The organism is Lacrimispora amygdalina, assembly GCF_003432035.1.
In the GTDB taxonomy this organism is placed as follows: domain Bacteria; phylum Bacillota; class Clostridia; order Lachnospirales; family Lachnospiraceae; genus Lacrimispora; species Lacrimispora amygdalina.
On sequence record NZ_QOHO01000094.1, the window covers coordinates 1 to 10,936 of the forward strand.

The 10,936-nt window shown below is 43.0% G+C and carries 8 protein-coding genes; 6 read left to right on the forward strand and 2 right to left on the reverse strand.

Annotated elements, in window-relative coordinates; translation table 11 throughout:
- Together DS742_RS29280 and DS742_RS24255 are read left to right on the forward strand one after the other, a co-directional pair.
- Window positions 1-620 (forward strand): collagen-like protein (locus DS742_RS29280; RefSeq protein WP_205692802.1); only part of this gene is annotated, 620 nt, incomplete at its 5' end.
- Between the two features lie 615 nt (window positions 621-1,235).
- Entirely contained in the window at window positions 1,236-2,525 is a 1,290-nt protein-coding gene (locus DS742_RS24255) for an MFS transporter (protein ID WP_117419517.1), read from the forward strand.
- A 58-nt stretch (window positions 2,526-2,583) separates the two neighbouring features.
- On the opposite strand, the gene DS742_RS24260 is transcribed toward DS742_RS24255, so the two are convergent.
- Complete coding sequence (locus DS742_RS24260; protein ID WP_117419518.1) at window positions 2,584-4,371, reverse strand: sensor histidine kinase; 1,788 nt, start codon at window positions 4,369-4,371, stop codon at window positions 2,584-2,586.
- Window positions 4,368-5,993 (reverse strand): response regulator, encoded by a 1,626-nt coding sequence (locus DS742_RS24265; RefSeq protein ID WP_117419519.1) that lies wholly within the window; start codon window positions 5,991-5,993, stop codon window positions 4,368-4,370. Before DS742_RS24265 ends, DS742_RS24260 begins: the two co-directional genes overlap by 4 nt.
- A gap of 215 nt (window positions 5,994-6,208) precedes the next feature.
- On the opposite strand from DS742_RS24265, the gene DS742_RS24270 reads away from it, so the two are divergent.
- The 4 genes from DS742_RS24270 to DS742_RS24285 all read left to right on the forward strand — a co-directional run bounded on the left by DS742_RS24270 (window position 6,209) and on the right by DS742_RS24285 (window position 10,661).
- A complete protein-coding gene (locus tag DS742_RS24270) occupies window positions 6,209-7,654 on the forward strand; it encodes an ABC transporter substrate-binding protein (protein WP_117419520.1) in 1,446 nt (481 codons plus the stop codon).
- A gap of 109 nt (window positions 7,655-7,763) precedes the next feature.
- Window positions 7,764-8,693, forward strand: coding sequence for a carbohydrate ABC transporter permease (locus DS742_RS24275; protein ID WP_117419521.1), 930 nt, complete (start codon window positions 7,764-7,766; stop codon window positions 8,691-8,693).
- 13 nt (window positions 8,694-8,706) lie between these two features.
- Window positions 8,707-9,582 carry a carbohydrate ABC transporter permease gene (locus DS742_RS24280; protein ID WP_170313573.1) on the forward strand — a complete coding sequence of 292 codons (876 nt, stop codon included), beginning with the start codon at window positions 8,707-8,709 and terminating at the stop codon, window positions 9,580-9,582.
- A gap of 107 nt (window positions 9,583-9,689) precedes the next feature.
- The gene (locus tag DS742_RS24285; RefSeq protein ID WP_242996773.1) at window positions 9,690-10,661 is read left to right on the forward strand and encodes a DUF4846 domain-containing protein; all 972 of its coding nucleotides are present in this window, start codon (window positions 9,690-9,692) and stop codon (window positions 10,659-10,661) included.
- The last annotated feature ends 275 nt before the right edge of the window (window positions 10,662-10,936 follow it).

Below are 10,936 nucleotides of genomic sequence, written 5' to 3' on the forward strand. Positions count from 1 at the left end.
ATCCTGGTCCAACCGGTCCAACAGGAGATACGGGTCCAACGGGAGACACCGGTCCAACAGGAGCCACCGGTCCAACAGGAGATACGGGTCCAACAGGAGATACGGGCCCAACGGGAGATACCGGCCCAACGGGAGACACCGGCCCAACGGGAGATACCGGTCCAACGGGAGATACCGGTCCAACCGGCCCAACCGGAGATACCGGCCCGACAGGTCCAGCAAATATTACCCCGGTTCAGAGTACTACACCATTAGCATTAACCTTAGGTAATTTAACACCCGTTTTAACTTTAGCAGCAATCACAACAACAGTCGGCCAAAGTGTAAAACTGGATTCTATGGCCGAAGTTGAAATTACGACATCATCTGTCGGTAACTATCAATATACCATTGTTTATGATCTGTTAAGATCTGGAACCATTATTTCTACAGTAACGGTTGAGAAAGATAACGATTCAAATGGAACAATAAGACTATATGGAGAAATACCAAATATGACATGGGTAGATACGCCCGGTGCAGGCACATTCACGTATTCTGTGGATATAACCGTTACCGGAACAAATGTCGCATCAGCAAGTACAATAACAAGAGCACTTAATGCAATTGTTATAGGATAAGTTATTTAAAGGGGGGCTGTTTCTAAACTAATTAATTTTTTTAGTGGAGAAACAGTTCCCTTTTTGCATGTTAAAACATATTTTTATATGAATAAATAAAATCTAAAAAAAGATATAATTGTTCAAAGTTTTTATCAGTTAAATCTATCTTTTACATTTGGAAAAAGAGCCTGCATTTGTAAACTTAACTTCATGTTTTTATTAAAGGTTCCAAAGCTTTAGACCATGTCACCACTGCCAGATTTCGTTCACTCCATTTTTGTCCTGTTCCAGACGGATATGGATGCAGCCTTTATGCTGGTAAAAGAAAATGGATGCTGAACAGGCGGCTGAAGCAGGGCTATAGCCTTTTGTTTGGTGGTTCAGTAAGGTGTATAATACATCAGCTTTGCCAAATTATAGACGATATGTTATAATGCTCAATGAGCTAATTACCGGAAACAGGAAAGTGAGGTAATAAAAATCATGAGAAATCAAACAATCGATATGAGTGCTTTTCTCTGTACAGGGTCTGATGAATGGACGAGGCTTGTACAGAGGGGTATCATTTAATCATAATCTCGTCCTCATTGGATTTTGTACTTATAGGGAATTTACTTATAAGGAGAGAATACAATGAAATCAAAATTAAATAAAGATTATAAAATATTCTGGCTGGGGCAGGCGGTATCTCAGCTGGGCAGTTCCATGACTTCTTTCGCTCTGACCATATGGGCTTATAAGCAGTCTGAATCAGCAATGGCAGTGTCATTTATGACATTTTGCAGTTATCTGCCTTACATATTAGTCAGCATATTTGCAGGGACTTTTATAGACCGGGCGTCAAAAAAGAAGATTCTGATTGTTTCCGACACCGTAGCGGCCGTGTGTACAATCAGTATTCTTTTAAGTTTGTACAGGGGAAGCCTTGTTCTGGCTCAGATTTATCTTGTAAATGCAGTAATTGGTTTTATGAATGCGTTTCAGTCACCGGCTGCAGCAGTTGTGACCGGTTTGTTGGCAACAGATGGAGATTATGAACGGGCAAGTGGCCTGAATTCATTTTCATCTAATTTAATCATGGTTACTGCGCCGGTTCTTTCCGGGACACTTGTTGGATTTTCCGGAACCGGGCTGGTGCTGGCAGTTGATCTGCTGTCATTTGTGTTCTGTATGTTTACACTGTTTTTCGTAAAGCCGGGGGAGAACACACAGACATCAAAAACACTTAACTTCCATGCAAAACGGAAAGACCGGGAAGATATAGAATTTTTGAAGAAAAAACCAGGTATTTTATACCTGATGCTCAGCCTTGCGCTGATTAACTTCTTCTCCAGACTGACCTATGAAAATATCCTTTCTCCTATGATTTTAGCCAGAAGCGGAGGAGATACAGGTATCTTTGGACTGGTTAACAGTATGCTGGGCGCAGGTGGGATTGCGGGCGGTATATTTGTTGCTGCAGGCAAAGGAACAAAAAACCCCCGTAAGATGATCTACCTTTCTGCAGGAATTTCATTTTTGCTTGGAGATTTACTGATGGGAGCAGGGAGAAATGCTTTTGCATGGTCTGCAGCCGGAATCTTTGCAAGCTTTCCCATACCATTTATCATGGCAGGCCAAAGCGCACTGTTGTACCGTACCGTTCCAGTGAACATCCAGGGAAGAATTTTTGCAATTCGCAATGGAATTCAATATTCCACAATTCCCATCGGTCTTCTTCTTGGCGGATATCTGGCGGATTACGTTTTTGAACCATTTATGGCTTCTGATCATGCTGCAGCAGTTTTTTTACAGGGCATTGTTGGTAAAGGACCTGGAAGCGGAATGGCAGTCATGTTTCTGTGTACCGGCATGCTGGGAGCTTTATCATCAGTGCTTGGGTATAAGAACCGGTCTGTCAGGAACCTGGCCGGTCCAGTTTAAATTTAATCCATCATAAACAACAACCGGATCAGCATGGAAAACCACACTGACCCGGTTTTTATATATCTTTAGGAAGCTCAATAATAACGCTGTTCTTTAAATACGGTATGCTTAAGAATGATATACGGAAAGAATCCCCATAGCACGCTTTCAGCCTCTTTTGTATATTGGACAGTCCAAAATGCTTTTGAGACTCCGGTGAATTTTCCGTAATGCAGGCATTTGCAACTTCTAAATCAATTCCTCTGCCATTGTCTGTTACTTCAATCCTGATCCGGTTGTTTTCCGCTGATGATATCAGGATATCAATCCGGGGAGGAACCGGTTCAAAGCCGCTTACAGAACCGCCGAAACCGTGGCGTATACAGTTCTCCGCCAGAGGCTGCAGAAGAATTTTCATGATTTTGCAGTCTTTTAGCGAAGGCTCAATTTTTGTTTCAATCTGAATCCCGTTTAAAGAGTGGCGGTTCATGATTTCCATATAGGAAATGACATGTTCCACTTCTTTTTCTACTGATATCAGCGTTTTTCCAAAACTCAGTGTAGTCCTTAAATATTTTCCCAGACTTTCCAGCATCCCTTCAGCAGTTTTGGAATGACCGTTTAATATCTGAAAATGAATGCATTCCAGAGTATTGTAAAGAAAATGAGGATTAATCTGCTCCGACATCATCTGTATTTCTGCCATTGCCTTTTTTTGTTCCTCTTCCTTAATCTGTAAGAGCTGCAGCTGAATGGTATCGTACATCTGGTTTAACTGGATTCCCAAAAGACTGATTTCGTCTGTATGGTTAAATTCTCTCCGTTTTGTATAGGTTTTGTCATTGATGTTGCGGATTATGGTTCCAAGAACCCTTAAATTTCTGGTTAGAAGCCCGGAAAGAGCAAGACTGAGTAAAACAGCCGCCAGAAAACAGGCAATCCACACAAGAATAAAAAATGAGCGGAGCTCCTTGATATCCCCGGTAAGTGCGGATTTTTTTGTCATGTGGACTACGTTTAAATTACAGAATTTAATGCGGTCCATGGTCAGAAACAGATCTTCATTTTCCGCTTTAACCGTTCCTTCCTGCCCGGGAGAGCCGTCTGTAATCCATTGGCAGATCTGTGGAAGAAATGCATCCGGATAATCTTTTTCCGTGATATCCAAAGGCTGCCCGTTTTCGTCGGCCAGATACATACAGTAAGTATACCGGTTGGACATTCGGTTAAAATAATCCCGGATCTGCTCCGTGTCAATCAGAAGAATGAACCGGACTTTCCTGCAGTCAGGAATATCCTGATAGGCCAGATGCTTTGACGAGAGGATACTGGAGACCGGATAGGAGACAGGTATTACCCCTTTATTGCCAAACATGGTGCTGTACCGGGTGGGCAGCACCGTTATATGCTGATATTGCCAGATATTCTCAGGCAGAAGTTTATCAAAGTGGCTGCTGATTCCAAGAGATGTGGGGCTGAACATAATTTGATCATCTCCGCAGACCAGCACATTATTTATAAGATCATGATTTTGCAGGAATGAATCTGTAACAGCAGTAGCTGTAGTGAAATATCTGGCGTAACCGGTAAAACTGTAGTTGTTGATTGCGGCAATCATCTGAGGGAAAGGTTCCTTTACCAGAAGATGATTGGTAGCAGCTGAGAGAGAATTAAACTGGTAGGAAAGGGACTCACCGGCCATCTGTACAGAGCTTCTGGCCCTTCTTAAAACTTCATTGGTGTTACGTTCGTAAAAATAGAAATAAGATACCTGTCCAATGAGAAAAAGAGCAGCCGATGTAATGAAAATCATTCCAGTTACCAGCTGATAACGGAATTTTAAATTGGCGAACCACTTAATCATGGACTGCTCCTTTCTCCGGCAGCAAACTGTTTCTGATATTCCGATGGGGTAAGCCCGGTTCTTGCCTTAAAGGCACGGCTGAAGGAACGGTAATCTTCATATCCCAGCAGCAGGGAGACTTCTCCCGATGTGTGTTCCTGAAATTTCAACTGTTCCTGCGCATAGTTGATTTTTAAATCCAGGGTATAATCCCGAAAGTTCAGCTGAGTTTTATTTTTAAAATAAGTGCTGAAATAGCTTTTGCTCAGTCCCAGATAATTGCATACATCTTCAGTCCTTGGATTTTTTAAGAGATTTTTATTAATGTAGTCAAGGGCTTTCTGGATCAGGGGATCGTTCTTCGCTGCCTGACTGACTGCCAGCTCTTCTGCAAAACCAGAAAGAATCTTTATCATAAAAGTTTGAATATCCTCTAAAGAGTTCAGACTCTGAAGTGCCGCAAAGGAATTGCCGGTATAGCTTTTTGGAGGTCCGTCCAGGTATCGGGATAACTGGCTTTGCATTGTGATAATCAAATAATTGCACATACTGTAAAGATAAGACGGCGGTGGGAGGTTAGGAGTCGTCAGCTTATCTAAGTAGTGCTTAAAATGGATCTGTATATCGTCTCTGTCATCTTTTAATACTGCTTCAAAAAGATCATCTCCGGGCATAATGACTGCAGGCTGTCCGGTATCAAGGACAGAAGAATCCAGAACCGAACCAGTTTCGGGATAGATATGCCAGGAAATGATCTGCCTTGCATCCTGGAAAGAGGCGGAAATTGAACGAAGAGAAGGCGCCGGTTTGCCGATGGCAGCTGTTACGCGGACAAGTCCGTCAATATTAATTCTATTTATATGATAGTTCAGCATTTTATCCAGTGAATTCCACTGATCTGACTGGAATGGGAGGTTTACAATCAGCACAAGTCCGGCAGGAGGATAATCAGATATCAGTGCTGGTAAGCCGCTTAATTCATTATCCAGAACTTCCATAAGAGGGGCAAGTGTATTCGCCCCCAGTTCAATGGTTTCTTCCGTATACTGATACGTGGAAAATGCCTGAATCAAAACGGCGCAGCTTTCCTTATCCCGTATGGGAAGATCATATTCTTCAATAACTTTATTAAGCTCAGGGGAGGAAAGCTCTCCGCGAAGAAGCTGTGGAATTAAGTTCTGTTTACGCAGGGAAATCTGTGCTTTTCGCAGTTTTTTAAGTGTAGAAAGCTGATCACTGTGATAGTCCCGTTTGCTTAAAATTTCTTCTTTTAAATTCTGAATCAGTTCTGTCAAATCCCTGATGGAAATGGGCTTGAGTAAATATTCCTTTACCCCATACCGAATCGCATTTCTCGCATATTCAAATTCATCATAACCGCTTAATATAACAAAAGAACAGTCAAACTGTTCCTCTTTCGCGCGCCGTACCAGCTCGAGTCCGCTCATTCCCGGCATTTGAATATCAGTTATTACAATATCCGGTTCATAATAGCGGATTTTATCCAGGGCCTCCGCTCCATTGGCAGCAGTCCCGATCAGTGTGATCGAATAATCTTCCCAGGGGATAATGGACCTAAGACCGGAACGGATCTCCGCTTCATCGTCTACAATCAGCAAAGTAATCATGGATATTGGGTTCATAGCGGCATCCTTTCCTCAGTTCGTATTAATTAGCAAGGCAATTATAGCATTGTGCATAATGAAAATCAAGGCGAAAGGCAATGGGCAGGATATTTCGTAAAAAATGTTACATGCATAGTAGAAAAAGTGGTGTTTTCATTTGAAAAAATGATTTATTATTAAGGCACATCACCAACAAGAAGGTAATAGTTAACAAAAAGAAGGGAGCAGAAATTATGAGAAAAACAAAACGGCTGGCAGCAATGAGCATGGCCTGTATGATGGCAGCATCGGCATTAACCGCATGTGGGGCAAAAAGTACAGAGCAAACAACTGCAGCACCAGCATCAGGCGGACAAGAGGCAACAACTGCAGCAGCGGGGGGAGAAACAAAAAAGGATTCCGCTTCATCAGATAAGGTGAAAATCACCATCTGGACAGATAACCGGCATGATCTGGAGTACATGAATAAGGTGGTAGATGAATTTAACAAAACCAATGATCATATCGTACTGGATTATGTTGTACAGACAGAGAACTACGAAAACTTGCTTTCCATGGCGGCTAATTCAGGACAGTCACCGGATATATTCTCTCAGATCAACGGAGATGATTTCAGAAACTTCGCAGATAATGGAATCATCCAGCCTTTAAATGATTATCTGACTGATGAATTCAAAAAAATAAATGAGGTTGATCAGCACTTATACGAAGGCTGCAACGTAATAGGCGATAAAATTTACTGGGTACCATGCGGCAAAAGAAGCGGTTCCAGACTGATCTATAACAAAGATGTATTTGATAAACTGGGACTGAAACCACCAACAAAGATCAGTGAACTTCCGGAAATGGCAAAGAAGATCACAGAGGCTGGAAAAGGCGATTATTACGGCATCATTTTCCCGGGAGCAAGCGGCCCCTTCGAACGCTGGCTGGAGCATTCTGCTGAAATGAGTGGAGTTACTTTATATAACTACAAAGAAGGTAAATTTGATTTTACCGGATTTAAACCATACCTTGAAACCGTACGCCAGATGTTCCAGGATCAAAGCGTATTCCCAGGTTCCGCTTCCATGAAGATTGATCCGGCTCGTGTACAGTTTGCAGAAGGTCATGCAGCAATCCATGGCAATGCATCCCAGGAAGCAACCGTTTTAACGGAGCAGTTCCCGGCTAAGATTCAGTGGGGTGTTGCACAGCTGCCTACTTTAGACGGTGAGATCAAAGGTGCAGAAGCCTGCTCTCCAAATACCGGCTGGATGATGAGTGCATTTACCGAGCATCCAAAGGAATCATGGGAAGTTATCGAGTACTTTGGATCTGAAAAAGTATTAAAAGGTTATTTAGAAGGTGGTTATTCCCTGCCAATCTCTAAATATATGGAAGATAAGATTGATAAGAGCAAAACCGGAAGAATGGCAGATTTTGCAGGCGCTGATTATGAAGCAGTCTATCCGGTTGTTCCATCTGTAACACCAGACGGCGAGAATTACAGAGACGCACTCTGGAATGCATGTCTCCCGGAAGGACCATCCATTGATGAAACAATTGCAAAATTAAATCAGACCTATAATGATGCCCTGGAAAAAGAAGTAAAAATGGGCAAGACAAAACGTGTGGTTATTAAGGATTATGATCCTCTTCATCCAGGCGCAGGCACAGTAGAATATCTGGATAAGTAAATTGGTATTACGGCTGCTGCAAACAGAACTGCTGTCTTGCAGCAGCCTTTCTTTCACTGGGCGGCAGGAGCGGGAAACGATTTTAGAATAAAAATAAGGAGTGAAGGAAATGAATTCAAACAAATCTTTGGGAAGCCGGTTCAAGAAGAGCTGGGATCATGGAGATATCCCTATGTGGCTGATGCTGATTCCCACCATCTTTTTTATCCTGGTAATGTCGGTGTATCCATTTACATGGCTGGTTCGATATGTTTTTTATGATTACAATGGTTTTAAGGCGTATTTTGTAGGATTTGAAAACTTCAAACGTATTACCGGAGATGGGATATACTGGAAAAGTGTACTTCACACCTTTGAATATGCTGTTTTAAAGCTTGTTTTTCTGCTGCCCCTTTCTTTGATGACAGCAGTGCTTTTACAGAGAAAACGGTTTGGAAGTGGTCTGATGCAGGGCATTTATTTCCTTCCAACTGTCATCAGTTCGGCGGTATACAGCCTGATCTGGTATTTTATCTTTGCAACTTATAATGGAGTTTTAAATGCATTCCTGCAGCGGATAGGGATAATACAGCAGCCAATCGACTGGCTGGGGAGCGGAAAGACCGCCATGGCAGCAGTGGTTATTGTAGCAGTCTGGGGAGGTTTTGGAAATTACATGATTCTCCTGATTTCCGGTCTGGCAGGTATTCCCTCTGACGTGTATGAAAGTGCACAGATTGACGGTGCAAACGGGATTCAGACCTTTTTCAAGATTACACTCCCAATGCTCGGACCTGTCTTAAAAGTAGTCATTATGCTTGCGATCACCACCGCATTTAAAGATTATGAATCCATACTGGTATTGACGGCGGGTGGTCCCAATAACCGGACCCATGTGATGTTTTCCTACATTTTCCAGATGGTATTCGGTACTGCAAGAGCAAAAACCCCGCTGCAGATCGGATATGGCTCCGTTCTCAGCATTGTTTCAGCGCTTATTGTAGGAGTTATCACCATCATATATCTGAAGATCAGCAAAAAAATGGATGACATTTCATAGGAGGGAGAAGACAATGGCAAAAGAAAGAACAGGGCATTCCGTAGAATCCCGCAAGACTAAAATGATTCATGCTGTTATTTTTCTTCTTCTTGCAACACTGGCATTTCTCACTGTTTATCCAGTTATTTATATTCTGTTTGGTTCCTTTAAAACCAATAATGAACTGGTTCGGGGCGGTGTAAATCTGCTTCCCCAGAAATTCATTCTGGACAATTATAAGCAGGCATGGGAAATGGCGAATTTTTCAAGATACACCCTGAACAGCCTTGTACTCAGCTTTGGTGTAATGGCAGTTTCCCTTACTGTAAGCAGTATGGCAGGCTATGTATTTTCCCGAAAAGAATTCAAGCTGAAAAGCCTGATCTATAATTCCATGGTAATGTTCATGTTTATCAATGTAGGAAGCGTTGCACTCCGTCCTCTGTTTGAACTGGCTGTTAAACTGCACATGAACAAGTCACTGATTTCCATCATACTGATCTCAGCCGGTGGCGGTCAGGCAACGTATGTATTTCTGATCCATGGTTTTATGAACAGCATACCTAAGGAGATGGATGAAGCAGCAAAAATAGATGGCTGCAGCTTTTTCGGAATCTACTACAGAGTTATTTTACCTGTTATAAAGCCAGCTCTGGCAAGCGTTGCCTTATTATCCTTCCGCGGCGGCTGGAACGAATACATCCTTCCTTTAATCTTTACCATGACCAATGAAAAACTTCGCCCATTGACGGTAGGAGTTGTTGCGCTTCAGAATGCCGGAGACGGGGCAGCGGCATGGAACATTCTGTTCGCAGGTTCTGCCATCGCCATTGTTCCGATTATCCTTGTATATATGGCAGCAAGCAAGCAGTTTATGGGCGGAATGACAGCAGGTGCGGTTAAGGGATAAGAGTTAAGAGTTAAGAGTTTAGATTCCTTCTGGTAATCAAAATAAGACTATGCTACAATGTTAGAAAAGAGTGTGGGAAACACTACCAGTATGCAGGGGGTCTTATTATGAAGCGAACCATCAGTTTATTGATAACCGGGGCGATACTTTGTATGGCAGCTGTTTCGGTGCGGTCAGGTCATTCGGGGATTGTACTGAAAGAGCTGCCGGTGCCTCATGCGGCTGCGCCGGAACATGATCTTTCTATTGTTTCTCTGGAAGAGAGCCAAAAAGAAAACCCGTCGGCCAGAAGCGTTGTGGCTGGTGGTAAGGTATCCCTTTTAGATCCTTCCGGTTCCACACTGGAGAGCCGTTTTATGGTTCCCGCCGGTTACAAAAGACTGGAGAAACCAGCAGGAAGTTTACAGGGATATTTAAGACAGTATTCCATGAAACCGGACAAGAGTCCCGTTCTTTTATATGACGGCAAGGAGAAAAGACGCCAGGATGTCCACGCTGCAGTATTTTCCATGCCTTTGGTAGAAGGTGATTTACAGCAATGTGCAGACAGCGTCATACGAATGTATGGGGAATATTTATGGTCAGTGGGAGCCTATGATGGTATTGCATTTCATTTGACCAATGGTTTTTTAATGGACTATCCGTCATGGAGAGCCGGAAAGCGTCTGCTGGTGGATAAAAATAATGTATCCTGGGTGCAGAAGGCAGCTTATGATGACAGCAGGGAAAGCTTTGTAAAATATTTACGGCAGGTTATGGTATATGCAGGAACGCTTTCTCTTGAGAAAGAGTGCACCAGAACTGATTTCAGCCAGGTGCTGGCAGGTGATTTGCTAATTCGGGGAGGAAGTCCCGGACATTGCGTTATGGTTGTGGATGTGGCAGAAGATGAGACCGGAAACCGGTGTTTTTTACTGGCACAGGGATATATGCCGGCGCAGGAGTTTCATGTGCTGAATAATCCACTTCACGACACAGATCCGTGGTATTACAGCAATGAAATAAAGGATGCTGTTGTAACACCGGAGTATTCATTTTCCACAGACAGTTTAAAGCGCTGGAGAGAATTCAGCAGATGAAGAACAGAAAAAAGGTCCTGCCCTCAATAATGGGGTGGACCTTTTTTGTGTGCGCCTTGCGGCGCACGTTTCTAATGGGTGAAAGTCCCTAATCCGCCCTAGTAGTGGGAAGGATACAGCCAAGACCAAGGGTGTCCACCGTGAGATGGAATCTGAAGGAAGGTGGAGGCAAATCTCTGATCTGACGAACAGAAACCACATCAGGCTATGGTTAAGGATAAAGTTGCACAACAAACTGAAGTCCAATACCTACTCGGAAATAACTGTAGTAAATG